This window comes from Drouetiella sp. (assembly GCF_059504425.1).
Window position 1 is genome coordinate 12,128 of record NZ_JCACIN010000080.1, and the last position, 15,861, is coordinate 27,988.

The window sequence follows — 15,861 nt, forward strand, 5'->3', positions numbered from 1 at the left end:
AAGACTGCGAAGTAAAAACCCTCTTGCCTCCCTACCACAGTTAGCAAAAGGGTCTCCCGTTTATTTCCCGGAGTTGGGAAAATCATATGTTTCAAGATCCTAGCAGGTCTCGGAGTTCTGTCATAGAACTTCGGGAAAGTTTTGTTTGTCCTAATCAAATTCTGCAAGCTGATCGGCTTTTGTCAAAAGAGGGAGCGATCGTCTCCTCCAAGAAGTCTGAGCAGCCTACTTATGTCAGAGAGCCAGACACTTTTCTAGCGCTCTTTCCCCATCGATTTGACTATATTTACGCCGAACATTCGCAGCCCGGACAGTCACCCGATTGGCAAACTGAGCGTCGCTATCCTTTAGCCGATCGGGTGCTGTTGCAGGGCAGATATCTTTATGGTGTAAGGTTTGCCGCTGAGACTCGCTACTGTCTTTTGGATATTGACATCGGCAGCATCTACCATCCTCAGCGTGATGCTCTAGCGATCTCTCGGATTTTGGCCGCCCTAGAACCTTTGGGACTGGCTTCTCACTTAGCCTGTACCTCTAGCTATAGCGGTGGGCTTCATCTTTACTTTCCATTTCAGGTGGCTCAACGATCGTGGGAGCTGGCGATCGCGGTCTCTACAAGCTTAGAAACTGCTGGATTCAAACTAGCTCCGGGGCAGCTTGAAGTCTTTCCTAATCCCAAACCTTACGCTACTGAGGAAAACCTCAGTCTCTACAATGCCCATCGACTGCCGATGCAGGCAGGTTCTTACTTACTGAATTCTGACTTTCAGCCAATTTGGAGTGATCGCGATCGCTTTGTGGCGCAGTGGCATCAGGTTGAGCTGCACAATGATATTGATAGCAAAGCTCTGCGTCAGACTTTACGGCAAATAAAGCAGCGCCACTATCGAATTTCAGGTAAAGCGGATAAATTTCTCAATGATCTGAATGCTGAAATTGAGTTGGGTTGGACAGGCTCAGGTCAAACCAACTACCTTTTAGGGCGAATTGCTATGCGCACCTATGTTTTTCATCCAGTTCTATCGGGAGGAGAGGCACTTCAGGGTCAAGCCTTAGTAGATGAAATTATCAGAGTGGCGCAGTCTTTACCGGGATATCAGCAGTGGTGCCAACACCAGCATGAGATTGAACAGCGATCGCTAGAATGGGTACGCTGTGTTGAGGCAAGTCACTACTATCCCTACGGCAGCAAAAAAGAAAAGCCTGAGAAAGAGGAAAACCTGGGCTTGAGCTGGAATCAGCAGCAGTCTGAAAATGCCAGAGTACGAATTCAAGAGGCGATCGCTTCTTACCTTAATCAAAACTCTCTACCCTCTGGTGCAACGGCTCGATTCCGATTGCTAACACAGGCTGGAATTGGTGGCAGCTCTCTCTATCGCCACCGCGATCTTTGGCATCCAGAATTTTTAATGCTTGAAGATTCATCTCTAGATGTTATGGAGGCGCTACCTCAGATTTTGTCTGAAGAGTTATCCACAGAAGTAAATCTTGTGGATAACCCCCCGCACCCCCCAGCTTCACATGAGGAGAAGTCGATGAATTGCGTTAGATCCGCATTCATCGACACTTATCCTACAAGCTTATTATCCGGTACAGGCAGTAACCCATTGCCAGACAAGCCTTTCAGTCATGATCAGCTAAAGGAAGTTTCAAAGACAGGTCGTAATTTATTTCTCAAATCCACCTGTGTTAATTCTGATCTTGCTGACCTACTGGTTGCTATCTCTGTTCAAATCCGACGGCTTTCTTGGACAAAGGTTCAGGTACGCGATCGTCTCTCGTCTCTCTTTAACAAAGGTAGTCAATCGCTTCTTACTGACCTGGAGCTAGTGCAATGGCTGGAATGGTTGGGGGATTATCCCTAATTTATTTTTCAACACGACTACCGCCCCCATCCTTCCCATAAAAGCTCTAGGGAAGGATAAATAATTTTGCTCTAACTGCTAATTATTTATTTCTGTTTAGTTGATGACTAAAGCAATTTAGGTAATGATTTTCTGTGGTGTGAGCAAAGCTCACACCACAGAAAATCATTACTTTTTAGAACTACCAACAAGTCGGGATGACAGGATTCGAACCTGCGACATCCTGCTCCCAAAGCAGGCGCGCTACCAAGCTGCGCTACATCCCGGTGTAACCGTCTTCTATTCTAAAGCAATTTTCGCAAAGATTGAAACATTAAGATTATGAGGAGCAAGAATAGTTTTTGTGAGATTGGAAATTGCTATAGTGAGAAATATTGAAGAAGTGTAAAGCTCAGCACTCAAAGATTAAACCCTCAATGCCGTTTATCCATATTCCTCAGCCTTGGCAACTTCCTGAACGTGAGGCAACTTCTGAAGGGGCTTTCCTAAATCGGCGGCGTTTTTTGCAGGGTCTATCGGGGATTAGCATTGCCGGAGCAGCGCTGCCCTTATGGGGCTGTGAGCAGCAATCTGAGGCAGATCAGCCGATTATCGGCGTGCAGCCGCTGCCAGCCAGCCCAAATGCTGACTTTCTGCAGGCAGGTCGCCCTATCACGAACGAAACGCTAGCGGCAACCCACAATAATTTTTATGAGTACGGCAGCTCCAAGAACATTTGGAAAAACGCTCAGAAGTTGCCTTTAGAAGATTGGAAGGTTGAAGTTACAGGGCTGGTGAGTCAACCCCGAACTTATGACTTAGCAGATTTGTACAAGTTTCCGCTAGAACAGCGCCTTTATCGCTTCCGATGCGTTGAGGCTTGGGCGATGGTAGTACCTTGGCTGGGCTTCCCAATGAGTGCCATCCTTAAGGATGTGGAGCCAACTCCTCAAGCCAAATTTGTCCGGTTTACTTCCTATTACGATCGCACCATTACCAAGGGTCCCATTTTTCCGCCCGGCGACTTTCTGCCGTTCCCCTACCATGAAGCGCTGCGGATTGAGGAAATGGCAAACGATCTAGCATTTTTTGCGGTTGGCATTTACGGACACACGCTACCCAAGCAGCATGGCGCACCCCTGAGAGCTGTAATCCCCTGGAAATATGGTTTTAAGGGCGCTAAGTCGATCGTCAAAATTGAGTTTACTGATACCCAGCCTGAAACCTTTTGGAATACGCTTAGTCCGGGCGAGTACAAATTTGAGGCGAACGTAGAGCCTGAAGTCGCTCACCCTCGCTGGTCACAGCGCAAAGAGCGTCTGATCGCCTCTGGCTCTCAATTTGAGTGGAAGGAGATTCCCACTCTCCTCTACAATGGCTATGGAGAATTTGTTGGCAATTTGTATGGGTAGGCGCTGACAAGATAGGAAGCATTAGGCACATCCGCAATAACATTAGGGATATGCTGTCTTCAGCGCTCTCAGGAGAAACACAATGCTTGCCTATATTCTGGCACTGGCAGTTGGCTTCGGCAGTCTCAGCTTGTACCTATCCGCCTTCTTGTTTCCAGAAATTTATCGAAAATATGATTTGCTCTGGAGTGGTCTGGGACTGTTTTATGCCCTAGTGCTTTGGATCTGTGCAGGGCGGATCACAGGTAGCCTCCTGCTGGGACAGATGGCGAGCGTAGCGCTTTTGGGCGGGTTAGGGTGGCAAACTTTGAGTTTGCGATTTGCTCAGACCCCCGTAGAGCAGCGAATTCAGCTTCAGGGCGATTCTCTGCAAGATGCCGTACATAGGCAGTTTGCACAACTTCAAACTGCTTTTAAGGATGGCTCCTGGCGTATTTACACTGCCAATATTTTAGATCGGTTGCCTGCTCAAGTTGCTGACTTGGCTAGAGTGTTTCAAGGCTGGATTGAAGCCTTGATCAGCACAACCCTAATGGGTACGACCCTGACTGACACAGCTCTGAAGTCAGAAGAGCCGAACAACCAGAATTCCTCATCTGAAGTTTTGGATGCCATTCAAAAGGGAGCTGTTGAAGAGAGTGGTATCATCGATCGCCCCTTTTCTCCAGTCCCGCAGACTAATTCTGCTCATTCATCTGCGACAACCGAGATTGCCGCAGAGTGGGATGATTTGGAGCCTGAAGTGCATCCTGAACTAGAGACTGTAGATGGCAACAGCTGGGATTTTGAGATGTATCAGTCTCTCAACCAGGGAGCAGAGCCTCAAGCCCATCCAAAAGCTTCTGATGAACGGTCAGATCCTCGCTAGTCTGCTTTTGCAGCTCATTGTGGCTTCTTAGCTTGGCGATCGCCTTATCCATTTGCCCCTGTGCTGAGGTCAGCCTCTAGCCTGTGGGAATCGTGGAGCCTGTGGGAATTATAGGAAAATCACGGGGATATTTTAAGGACGGCATGGCTGAGCCATATGACTGAGCAATTCTTCGAGAGAGAGGTAAATTTAGCAGCAGACTTATTCTCGCCTGACCCAGAGTTACAGCCTAGCGATATTCAATTAAACCCAGATCGTTTGCTTGATCTAGCGAGATCGGGAAATTCCCACGCCATTGCGGGACTGATAGCTAAAAAGCTGCATCCCTACGGCATCACAGTCAAGGTAAAGTCTCAGTCTGCTTGTCTTGAGCTTCTATTAGAGGCTTCGCCTGTCCCTGATCAGCGCCGCTCCATTATGCTCATCCTGGGTGAACTGGTGCGGTTGCAGATTCCTACGCTAGAGTCTGTACGGCTGTTTGCGCGTGAACGAGGCGGATCTTCAGTCACCTGGACGCAGACGTTAGATTTGCAACCCAACTTTCTCGTGGCGCGATCGAATTCCTCCAACGAAACTTCGAAACTGCGCGATCGCGCTGGTCTGGGCGATCTATCCGCCATGAAAACGCTAATCGATCGTGCCCTTGTTCACAAACATGTTCTTGCTACTCTGGCGATTGAGGCTGACTACCTGAAGATTAGCCTGGTAGAACAGATCACTCCTGATGAACAGGTTTGCCTGACGCTCATTTGCCGTGAGATGAGTCATTGGCATCTCACGCAACTGCCAGTACGTCACCTTTCCGTAATGGGATACCCTAGGGCTGAATCTGCTGCTGAGCCAGTTTGGGTGCGAGAAATTTCCCTGGGAGATACTGAAGGAGTTTCACAACTGCAACAGCTAGCCCTTGGCACCCGCAAGTTTTCCCAACGCTCTGCGCCTAAGCGCGATCGGCTCACGACCCCGATCGATGCAGCAGGGTGGAAAACCTTGATCGCCAGTTTGATCCTGGCAAGTTTGCTGCTTGCCTCTCAAAAGCTCACGGTTCTCGTTAGTCCTTTGCTGATCATTGTCCATGAGCTAGGTCATGCCAGCGTAGCGTGGCTATTCGGCTATGCTGCTATTCCAGCCTTCGACTTTACCTACGGCGGCGGCGTAACGATGCAAACCAACGATCGTATCCCGCTCTTGCTGTTTGGCGTTGGCTGCGGCTTTGCCTATCTTTGCTACCGCTATCGGCAAAACGACCTCACGTCTAGAGTGCTGCTGGGTGGGGCGATCGTCTATGGCATCAGCATCTTTACGCCCCTTCACAGCATTCTGATTGTGGCAATGGGGCATGGATTTGAGCTGCTGTTTGCCGGGATTTTTCTCTATCGCGCCCTGAGCGGCTGGAGCTGTCGCCACAGCATTGAGCGCCCGCTTTACGGAATGCTGGGGCTGTTCACGGTGTTTTACGACATCCGCTTTGCCTATAATCTGCTAACCAATGCCGAAGAACGCACTGTCTATGAGATGGGGAAGGGCGGCATTTTAGATAACGATTTTGTCAGACTGGCGATCGACTATTTTCACATTGATTTGTCAGGAATCGTCCTGATATTCTTGCTGTGCAGTGTGGCCACGCCGATCGTAACTTTTCTGGCATTTCGCTACAGAGTTATCATGCTGTATTTGTTCAGCAGACTATTTCTAGTTACGAAAGATCAAACTTAGGCTTAGGCATTCCAAACAAAGATAGTCCTCAGGAGGTAATGATTTTTTGTGGTGTGGGCTTTGCCCACACCACAAAAAATCATTACCCGCATACTACCCAAACAAGTAATTTAATAACGTGCATCAGCACCTCGCGATTGGTTTGACTGAGAGGCGTACTGCGACGATCGTCGCCAAGGATTTTAGAACACTAGGTTTCAAAATTGCCGAAGGCATCGGTAAGACTGGCGTTATCAATGTGCTTGAGAACGTCTCTGGTTCTACAGAACGTCTCTGGTTCTACAGTCGGCTCCCGTGCCAACTACTAAGTTTTAGAAGAGAAGAAATCAAATAGTGTGCTGCTGGAAGGCTTAAGGCTGGAGAATTCTCAAAGATTTATGAGAGAGCTGAGCAAATACTCCCAGCTAGTTTACAAAAATCAATAAACCATCTAATATGTTCATTAAGGAAAGCAAAGCACTTTCCTCAACATCGTAAAGTTATCTAACAAGCACTCATCAACCATGACAACTACACTACAGCAGCGCGAAAGCGCTAACCTGTGGGCGCGGTTCTGCGAGTGGGTCACCTCCACCGACAACCGCCTCTACATCGGCTGGTTCGGCGTCCTGATGATCCCCACCCTGATCTCCGCCACCATCTGCTTCATCGTCGCCTTCATCGCCGCACCTCCTGTAGACATTGACGGCATCCGTGAGCCTGTTGCCGGTTCCTTGATGTACGGCAACAACATCATCTCCGGTGCAGTCGTTCCTTCCTCCAACGCGATCGGCTTGCACTTCTACCCCATCTGGGAAGCAGCTTCACTCGACGAGTGGCTGTACAACGGCGGCCCTTACCAGTTGGTGGTTTTCCACTTCCTGATTGGCGTCTTCTGCTACATGGGACGTGAATGGGAACTTTCCTACCGTCTGGGTATGCGTCCTTGGATCTGCGTGGCTTACTCTGCCCCTGTTGCAGCCGCAACCGCAGTTTTCCTGATCTACCCGATCGGACAAGGTTCCTTCTCTGACGGCATGCCTTTGGGTATCTCCGGCACCTTCAACTTCATGTTCGTGTTCCAAGCTGAGCACAACATCCTGATGCACCCCTTCCACATGTTGGGCGTAGCAGGTGTGTTTGGTGGTGCGTTGTTCAGTGCGATGCACGGTTCATTGGTCACCTCCTCCCTAGTGCGTGAGACCACCGAGACCGAATCGCAGAACTACGGCTACAAGTTTGGACAAGAAGAAGAGACCTACAACATCGTTGCGGCTCACGGCTACTTCGGTCGGTTGATCTTCCAATACGCCTCATTCAACAACTCCCGCAGCTTGCACTTCTTGTTGGGTGCATGGCCAGTGGTGGGTATCTGGATGACGGCATTGGGCATCAGCACAATGGCATTCAACCTGAACGGGTTCAACTTCAACCAGAGCATCATCGACTCGCAGGGTCGCGTGGTCTCCACCTGGGCAGACATTTTGAACCGTGCGAACTTGGGGATGGAAGTGATGCACGAGCGGAATGCTCACAACTTCCCGTTGGACTTGGCTGCGGGTGAAGCGGCTCCTGTGGCTATCACTGCTCCTGCCATCAACGGCTAGAGGCGGGTCAGTCGGCTCCTGAGTTAGGTTTCAAAGCGCTCTCCCTTGGGAGGGCGCTTTTTGGTTGTTGAGGATGCTTACTCTGCCGCATCTTTCTGAATCAGGCAAGCGATCCCCAACTTGGGGATCGCTTGCCTTACAATGTTTAAGCTTGACCTGCTGTGGCATCCTACGTCATTCTCCATGCGGGATCAAGAATAAGGGGGCATGACGCGCTATAGACCTAATCGTTACACTATTCTGATTTCTGGCACGGGCAGAGAGCCAATTGTTGTATCCTTTCACCCAGCGATCGCATTTTTGATTCTAATTTTGGGGGCTGGGCTGCTACTCTCTACTCTCATTGCAGTCTTCTCCTACGTACGTCAAAATAGCCAGCTTGCTCAACGCAACTCCCAGCTCACCCAAGAGGCAGGCAATATCCTTGAGCGCTTAGAGGCACTAGAGACTAAGATTGGCGCGCTGAAAGATCATCGAAGAACCCTTAGAGAAAGCTCTGGCATTGATCTTGATTCTGAAGCGCAAGCGGACTCCCTTTCAATAGGTCTGAGGGCAAAGCCGGAAGTCATGCTAAGCGCGGCTAGGGATAAAATTCCGAGTTTGCTGCAACTCCTTCAGCACAAGACCCTACCTATCTCAGAACAGACGGCGCTGCGAGAAATCTCTCGACCTAGCGGCATGCCGATTGCTCACACAGCCCGGATTACCTCTTTGTTTGGGTTACGCTCTGGGACTTCAGGATGGGGGTATGAGATGCACCAAGGCATTGACTTTGTTGCAGCCTATGGCAGCCCAGTTCAGGCAACCGCGCCTGGCACCGTAGAAAAAGCGGGCTGGGATCAAAGCTTTGGCAATCGGATTGTAGTTGATCACGGCTATGGCTATCGAACGCTATATGCTCATTTAGATCAGCTCATGGTGACTGAGGGCATGGCTGTCGATCGCCATCAAATCCTTGGCTATTTGGGGAATACTGGGCGCTCGCGTGAACCTCATTTACACTATGGGGTGTATCGTAATGGCTATGTGGTAGATCCGAAGGACTATCTGAATTAGACTGCACTAAATTAAACTGCAATAAGCCGCTTAACGAACCGATCGCCAACATGTTTAATCGCAAGCCAACTAAATCGTTAACTTACTTAAGCGCCACCAGTGAGTTTGAGGGCAACCTGAAAATTGAAGGCAATCTGCGGGTCGATGGGATCGTGCATGGCACTGTTGAAGTGCGGGGAGATATGGAAATCTCTCAAACTGGTCTGGTTGAGGGACCTGAGCTAAAGGCAAACAACATTATTGTGCATGGCGTGATTAAAGCCAGGGTGGTTGCTGCGGGTCGGCTGACCCTTAGCCGAACGGCTCGGCTGGAGGGCGACGTGAGCGCTAACTCATTGGATATTGAAGCAGGAGCCTTTTATACCGGGCACATTGCTACCACTAATGAGGTGAAGGCGCTACCCCGTTCAGTCGATCACTATCCTGAACTGATGGGTCGAACAGATGAGTCTCCTCTGAATCGCTCCCTGAATCCTCCTATCTCCGGCTCTCAGAGTGAGCTAAAATAGGCTTCCTAAGAACGAATTTTTGCTCTTGCGCCTGGATGTTTAGAAAGCTATGGGCAATTCCTTTGGTCACTTGTTTCGGATTACCACCTTTGGCGAGTCCCATGGCGGGGGAGTTGGGGTAATCATCGATGGCTGCCCTCCACAATTGGAGATTTCGGTTGAGGAAATTCAGTTTGAACTCGATCGCCGTCGTCCGGGACAGAGCAAAATAACCACACCCCGCAAAGAAGCCGACACCTGCGAAATTCTGTCTGGCGTGTTTGAAGGCAAGACCTTGGGTACGCCGATCGCTATTTTGGTGCGCAACAAAGATCAGCGCTCTCAGGACTACGACGAGATGGCGCAAACCTATCGTCCTTCCCATGCCGATGCCACCTACGATGCCAAGTATGGGATTCGCAACTGGCAGGGCGGCGGGCGATCGTCAGCGCGAGAAACAATCGGACGGGTGGCAGCTGGGGCGATCGCCAAAAAAATTCTCCGGCAGGTGGCAGGCGTTGAAATTATTGGCTACGTCAAGCGAATCAAAAACCTAGAGGGTGTTGTTGATCCCAATACGGTGACGCTGGAGCAGGTGGAAAGCAACATTGCCCGCTGTCCGGATGCCGAATGTGCCGATCGCATGATTGAGCTAATCGAGCAAGTGGGGCGATCGGGCGATTCGGTTGGCGGAGTCGTGGAATGCGTGGCGCGCAACTTACCCAAAGGCTTGGGAATGCCCGTATTCGACAAACTAGAGGCAGACTTGGCGAAAGGCGTGCTGTCGCTCCCGGCAAGCAAAGGTTTTGAGATTGGCTCTGGCTTCGCTGGAACCCTGCTGACGGGCAGCGAACACAACGACGAGTTCTACATAGATGAGCAGGGTGAGACGCGCACCGTCACCAATCGATCGGGCGGCATCCAGGGCGGCATCTCAAACGGAGAAAACATTATTCTCCGAGCAGCGTTCAAACCTACGGCCACTATTCGTAAAGAGCAGCGCACCGTCACGAAAGCAGGAGAAGAGACGGTCTTGGCGGCAAAAGGACGACATGATCCCTGTGTATTGCCGAGAGCTGTGCCTATGGTGGAAGCAATGGTAGCCTTGGTACTGTGCGATCATCTGCTCAGACAGCAGGGACAGTGCGGTGTACTTTAGAGCGGTGTACTTTAGACATGACTGGCGAGTGAGATTATGGGAACAGACATTCAAGACATTGGCTACCTGGCATTGCCCGAAGCATCCAATGGACAGGGGATCATCGTCTTACAGGAATGGTGGGGGCTAGTGCCTCACATCAAATCGGTTGCCGATCGCTTTGCAAAGCTGGGCTACACGGCACTTGCCCCAGACCTTTACCATGGCGAAACTACGACTTCGCCTGACGAAGCAGGTCGGATGTTGATGGCGCTGAATATCGAACAAGCCGCTCAAGATTTGCAAAAAACCATTGACTATCTCCTGGCTCAGGAATCTGTCACTAGCAGCAAGCTAGGTGTCGTGGGCTTTTGCATGGGGGGACAGTTGGCACTGCTTGCCGCCACCGTTAGCCCCAGCATTGCCGCCGTAGTGGATTTTTACGGCATTCATCCCAACGTCAAGCCCGATTTCTCGAAGCTCACGGCTTCGGTTTTGGGTTTATTTGGTGCAGAAGATGATTTTGTGCCGCCAGCCGCAGTCAGCCAGCTTGAAGCTGATATCCAGCAGGCGGGTAAGGCGATCGAAGCCCACACCTACCCGAATGCAGGTCATGCTTTCTTCAACGATGCCCGTCCCGAAGCCTACAAGCCCGAAGCGGCTGAAGATGCCTGGACGCGATCGATTGCCTTCTTTCAGCAGCACCTAGCAGCATAGCTGAGCCGCCATGCTGCAAATGAGCGCTGCCCAGCTTCAGCAAATCTGTGACCATGCCCAACGCACCTATCCAGACGAGTGCTGCGGGTTGCTGCTAGGACAGCTTGACCCTTCTCATGAGAGAAAAGACCTGGTGGAAGTGTGGGAAACGCTCAACGTCTGGAGTGCAGAAGAAATGGAGTTGATCGCCCCTACCGCCTCTGCCTCAGAAAACTCTCACTCTAAAGCCGATCGCTACTGCATCGATCCCAGAGATTTGCTAGAAGCTCAGCGCTATGGACGCGATCGCCAGCTTGATGTTATTGGCGTCTACCATTCCCATCCCGATCATCCGGCTGTGCCCTCAGAATGCGATCGGGCGATCGCCTGGTTAAGATATTCTTACTTAATTATTTCTGTTGAAAAAGGCAGAGCGATCGACCATCGCTCTTGGAGCCTGAATGATCATCACCAGTTTCAGCCTGAAGAGTTAACCCTCCTCGATCCCGCTTCTCCGCAAAATCTAAAATTCAAAATTTCAGCAGACCTGCTCTAATAGAAAGAATCAGGCGACACCCCTCAAACCTGATGCCATATCTCGTAAAACCTGCCTTTTGTAAAATTAGCCATGCTAAATCCCAATCTGGATGAAGTCCAGTTAACCAAAGAAGAATATGAACGCTATTCTCGTCACCTGATCCTGCCGGAAGTTGGGTTAGACGGACAAAAGCGCCTGAAAGCAGCCAGCGTGCTATGCATTGGCACGGGTGGTCTGGGTTCGCCCTTGCTGCTGTATCTCGCCGCCGCTGGCGTCGGACGAATTGGCATCGTTGATTTTGACGTCGTTGATTTCTCTAATCTGCAACGCCAGGTGATTCACGGCACCTCCTGGGTGGGTAAGCCTAAAATTGCGTCTGCCAAAGACCGGATTTTAGAGATTAACCCCTTTTGCCAGGTTGATCTATATGAGACGCGCTTGAGTGCCGAGAATGCTCTAGACATCGTAGCTCCCTACGACATCGTCGTAGACGGCACAGATAACTTCCCGACTCGCTATCTTGTCAATGATGCTTGCGTGCTGCTGAACAAGCCCAACGTCTACGGCTCAATTTTCCGGTTTGAGGGGCAAGCTACCGTTTTCAATTATGAAGGCGGCCCTAACTACCGAGATCTCTATCCTGAACCCCCACCACCTGGACTGGTGCCTTCCTGTGCAGAGGGGGGGGTCTTGGGTATCCTGCCGGGAATCATTGGCGTGATTCAAGCCACCGAAACCGTCAAGATCATCCTTGGCGCTGGAGAAACGCTTAGCGGTCGTCTGTTGCTCTACAATGCTCTGAATATGAGCTTCCGGGAGCTGAAGCTGCGACCTAATCCAGTTCGCCCCGTCATTGACAAGCTGATTGACTACGAAGAGTTTTGTGGAATCCCTCAAGCTAGAGCAGCAGAAGCACAACAGCAGGCAGCCATGCAAGAAATTACGGTCACTGAACTGAAGCAAATTCTAGACAGCGGCGCACAGGATTTTGTGCTGCTCGATGTCCGCAATCCCAATGAATACGAGATTGCCCGCATTCCTGGCTCTGTTCTGGTGCCGCTACCAGACATTGAGAACGGCGACGGGGTGACTCAGGTGAAGGAGTTGCTGAATGGGCACAAGCTGATTGTGCATTGCAAGCTAGGTGGACGATCGGCTAAGGCGATCGGCATTCTCAAAGAGTCGGGTATTGAGGGCGTGAATGTCGTAGGTGGCATTACTGCCTGGAGTCAGGAAGTTGATTCGTCGGTGCCGCAGTATTAGAGGTGATCATCTTAGTAGGATGGGCATTGCTCATCCTACTAAGATGATTTTAAGAGCGCCTGATGTTCAAGCAGCACCAATCTTGTCTCCGCCAGAGGGTGGCGATTATCCAGCCATGCTGTTCTAAGGTATCGGTGATCGGTTTGACCTGATCCAGCAAAATGCCGCTCAGAATACCCCAGGTGGTTAGCTTAGAGATATCGGTCATCTGCGGGATTAGATCAATGATTACCTCTGCCAGGATATTGCAGACGATCCCATCCACTGGCTCAGAAATTAATTCTTTAATCCGCTCAATGCTGCCCTCAGCCACAATCAGGCGATCGGCATCAATGTGGTTCATTTCCTGATTTTCATGGGTTGCCTGAACAGCAAGCGGATCGGTGTCTACCGCGTAGGCAAGCTTTGCGCCCAGTAGCAAAGCCCCAACAGAAAGAATGCCAGAGCCGCAGCCGATATCGGCTACAACAATGTTGCTAGGCTCCGTGATCCGCATCTCTAGCGATTCTAGACAGAGCTGAGTGGTGGCGTGAGCGCCCGTCCCAAAGGCAACTCCTGGATCAAGCTTGATGATAATGCGATCGCTATTTTCCGGTGGCGGTATCCATGCCGGGTTGATCAGGAAGCGATCGCCAATTTCCTGAGGATGCCAGTGATCTTTCCAGCTACTTGACCAATCCTCTTCGTCAATCAAGTGCCACTGAACCAGCGGCAGCGGTAGTTCTGAGCATAGAGCATCCTGTTGCAGCCACAGAGCTAGGGCGGCTAAGTCGAGCTGCTGAGCTTTGAACTGCGGCAAATAGGCTTTAACCACGCAGGTGTAGCCTTTGGTTTCGCTGGAAGTGCCTCGGCAGCCAAAGTTGTCCAAGCGCCAGTAGGCTAGCTCTTCGGCGATCGGCTCACAAGCAACCTGAATTTCCCACCAGCTACTTGCCATTTGATTTACAACGCTTTGCGCTTGGTTAAGTGTGGGTTATTTTTTTAGAAGCCTTGCTCCGCGAGGCTTCTAAAAAAATAACTGTGATTTATGCAATTGAAAACTGCTGTAAGAATTCAAGGCTGAGAAATCGTCTGAGTTGTTCTGGCAGTTTTTCTAGAAGTATATTCTGGTCTAGAAATATAGTCTGGCAAAGCTACCGGAACTCTATTCCGGCAAAGTCACAGTGTAGGCATCGCGGATGCCAGGAACCTTCGTAATTTCTGCCACAATGCCGTCTGGCAGAGGATCGTCAACGCTCAGCACCATCACGGCATCCCCCCGGACAATCTTACGCCCCACCTGCATACTGGCAATGTTGACATTGAAACTGCCCAGCAGAGAACCAATCTTCCCGATGATTCCTGGCATATCTCGGTGCAATGTGAACAGCATATAGCGGCTAGGCGGCACATTGACAGGAAACTCGTCAAGATCCGTAATCCGAATCTCGCTATCCCCCAGCAGAGCGCCTGTAACCGAATGTTCGCCTAGAGAACCTTTGGCTGATAAATGCAGTGATCCGGTGTAATCCTTGGAGGCAGCATCGCGGGTTTCAATCACCCGAATGCCACGTTCCTTGGCTTCAATGCTGGCATTAACGTAGTTGACCCGCTCTTGCAGAGCGCTGGAAAGCAAGCCCTTCAGCGCCGCCACGACAACAGGCTGACTGTCATTGCTGGCAAGTTCGCCCTGTAAGCGAATGTCAAGCGACTCAATTCGCCCTCCGGCAAGCTGGCTGACCATGCTCCCCAAGGTTTCGGCAAGGCGCAGATAGGGGCGCAGTTTCTCCATCAGGTCAGGGCGCAGACCCGGAATATTGACGGCAGAGCGGGCGGGTAGACCCAGCAATACGTCCCGAATTTGCTCGGCAACGTCGATCGCCACATTCACCTGTGCCTCTTCGGTGGAAGCTCCTAAGTGAGGGGTAAGGACAATCTCTGTACCGAGCGATCGCAGTGCCGACTCTCCTAGCGGCTCTTCTTCATAAACATCTAGAGCTGCCCCGGCAATCCGACCCTGAGCCAGTGCTTCTGCCAGTGCTGCCTCATCAATAATGCCGCCCCTAGCGCAGTTGATAATCCGCACTGTTGGCTTCATTTTTGCCAGCGCCTCAGCGTTGATCAAGTGATAGGTTTCCTGAGTTTTGGGCAGGTGCAGCGTAATATATTCCGATTCCCGAAACAGAAAATCTAACTCAACCAATTGACAGCCTAACTGCTCAGCTCGCTCGTTAGACAAAAACGGGTCGTATGCCAACAGCCTCATTCCCATCGATCGGGCAATGGTTGCCACATGGGCACCAATTTTGCCCAGACCCATGATGCCGAGCGTTTTTTTATAAACTTCTACCCCTGTGAAGCTCTTGCGATCCCACTTGCCGCTTTTGATCGACTGATTGGCATCTGGAATGTGGCGAGACAAAGCTAGCATCATGGCAACTGCATGTTCTGCTGCTGCTACCGTATTGCCTTCAGGAGAATTGACTACCAAAATGCCGCGCCGGGTGGCTGCCGGAACGTCAACATTGTCTACGCCAACGCCTGCTCGACCAATAATTTTGAGTAGCTTTCCCGCTTCAATGACGTCTTTGGTGACACGGGTTCCAGAGCGAATCATCAGAGCGTCATAGTCTGGGATGATTTGAACAAGCTCTTCAGCAGACAGACTGGTTTGGATGTCTACTTGAGCAACTTGAGACAGGATATCGATTCCAACTTGATCGATCGGGTCAGAAACAAGAACCTTAGGCATATGGACAGGGGCTAGGTAGGTAAAGTTTGTAGATCCTGAATTGAGGTAATGCCGCAAGGCTTTCTGCAAGAGCCACAATAGGCAATCTTACTGCAAAGGGGATGCCTCAAGTCTCGATTGTTTGAAAGTCTTCCACTTTGTTTCACTTGCCCAGCGATCGCTAAACGGGCGATCGAAAAAAATAATTTCTGAGCCACGGAAACAGATCAAGCAGCCTGTCTGTCTACAGAGAAAATGACTGATGACAGGCTACTGAAACAATATTTGTTTTCAAGACAATGCTAATCTATGTTAGTTCTGGTTAATCTTGCTCAATTTGGCCCCTTGCTCGTGTTTTTCAGGATTTTACTCCGTAACTTGTGTTTTGCAGATCATTAGGCGACTTACTATTTGCCAAAGCTACTGCTCTACCCGTATTCTGCTTAAGGTTGTCTTCTCTGCTTCGTCAGCACTCCAGACTGGTTAAAGACTGTTATATGCAACCCTCGAATTCTTTAATTGCTTTAGGCATTGGTACAGTAGTTG

13 protein-coding genes and 1 tRNA gene are annotated in these 15,861 nt (G+C 50.4%); 11 read left to right on the forward strand and 3 right to left on the reverse strand.

What is annotated here, in order from left to right:
* The first annotated feature begins 86 nt into the window (after positions 1–86).
* Positions 87–1,865 (forward strand): hypothetical protein, encoded by a 1,779-nt coding sequence (locus AC5JMP_RS18470; RefSeq protein WP_495852952.1) that lies wholly within the window; start codon positions 87–89, stop codon positions 1,863–1,865.
* Between the two features lie 192 nt (positions 1,866–2,057).
* Here the strand turns inward: AC5JMP_RS18470 and AC5JMP_RS18475 are convergent.
* Positions 2,058–2,131 (reverse strand) — tRNA-Pro (locus AC5JMP_RS18475).
* 150 nt (positions 2,132–2,281) lie between these two features.
* On the opposite strand from AC5JMP_RS18475, the gene msrP reads away from it, so the two are divergent.
* The 10 genes from msrP to moeB all read left to right on the forward strand — a co-directional run bounded on the left by msrP (position 2,282) and on the right by moeB (position 12,605).
* Positions 2,282–3,256 (forward strand): protein-methionine-sulfoxide reductase catalytic subunit MsrP, encoded by a 975-nt coding sequence (gene msrP, locus AC5JMP_RS18480; RefSeq protein ID WP_495852953.1) that lies wholly within the window; start codon positions 2,282–2,284, stop codon positions 3,254–3,256.
* Positions 3,257–3,338: 82 nt separating this feature from the next.
* On the forward strand, positions 3,339–4,124 hold the full coding sequence (locus AC5JMP_RS18485; RefSeq protein WP_495852954.1) for a Ycf66 family protein: 786 nt from the start codon (positions 3,339–3,341) through the stop codon (positions 4,122–4,124).
* Positions 4,125–4,280: 156 nt separating this feature from the next.
* The gene (locus AC5JMP_RS18490) at positions 4,281–5,840 is read left to right on the forward strand and encodes an ECF transporter S component family protein (protein ID WP_495852955.1); all 1,560 of its coding nucleotides are present in this window, start codon (positions 4,281–4,283) and stop codon (positions 5,838–5,840) included.
* 503 nt (positions 5,841–6,343) lie between these two features.
* Positions 6,344–7,426: a photosystem II q(b) protein gene (gene psbA / locus AC5JMP_RS18495; protein WP_495852956.1), complete on the forward strand. Its 1,083-nt coding sequence runs from the start codon at positions 6,344–6,346 to the stop codon at positions 7,424–7,426.
* A 207-nt stretch (positions 7,427–7,633) separates the two neighbouring features.
* Entirely contained in the window at positions 7,634–8,482 is an 849-nt protein-coding gene (locus tag AC5JMP_RS18500; RefSeq protein WP_495852957.1) for a M23 family metallopeptidase, read from the forward strand.
* A gap of 50 nt (positions 8,483–8,532) precedes the next feature.
* Positions 8,533–8,991, forward strand: coding sequence for a bactofilin family protein (locus tag AC5JMP_RS18505; protein ID WP_495852958.1), 459 nt, complete (start codon positions 8,533–8,535; stop codon positions 8,989–8,991).
* A gap of 49 nt (positions 8,992–9,040) precedes the next feature.
* Complete coding sequence (gene aroC / locus AC5JMP_RS18510) at positions 9,041–10,129, forward strand: chorismate synthase (protein WP_495852959.1); 1,089 nt, start codon at positions 9,041–9,043, stop codon at positions 10,127–10,129.
* Positions 10,130–10,165: 36 nt separating this feature from the next.
* Positions 10,166–10,825 (forward strand): dienelactone hydrolase family protein, encoded by a 660-nt coding sequence (locus AC5JMP_RS18515; protein ID WP_495852960.1) that lies wholly within the window; start codon positions 10,166–10,168, stop codon positions 10,823–10,825.
* A gap of 10 nt (positions 10,826–10,835) precedes the next feature.
* Entirely contained in the window at positions 10,836–11,360 is a 525-nt protein-coding gene (locus AC5JMP_RS18520; protein WP_495852961.1) for a M67 family metallopeptidase, read from the forward strand.
* A gap of 72 nt (positions 11,361–11,432) precedes the next feature.
* Positions 11,433–12,605 (forward strand): molybdopterin-synthase adenylyltransferase MoeB, encoded by a 1,173-nt coding sequence (gene moeB, locus AC5JMP_RS18525; RefSeq protein WP_495852962.1) that lies wholly within the window; start codon positions 11,433–11,435, stop codon positions 12,603–12,605.
* Between the two features lie 49 nt (positions 12,606–12,654).
* Here moeB and prmA read toward each other — a convergent pair whose 3' ends face one another.
* Positions 12,655–13,542 (reverse strand): 50S ribosomal protein L11 methyltransferase, encoded by an 888-nt coding sequence (gene prmA, locus AC5JMP_RS18530; RefSeq protein ID WP_495852963.1) that lies wholly within the window; start codon positions 13,540–13,542, stop codon positions 12,655–12,657.
* A gap of 207 nt (positions 13,543–13,749) precedes the next feature.
* Positions 13,750–15,336, reverse strand: coding sequence for a phosphoglycerate dehydrogenase (gene serA, locus AC5JMP_RS18535; protein WP_495852964.1), 1,587 nt, complete (start codon positions 15,334–15,336; stop codon positions 13,750–13,752).
* Positions 15,337–15,861 lie beyond the last annotated feature (525 nt).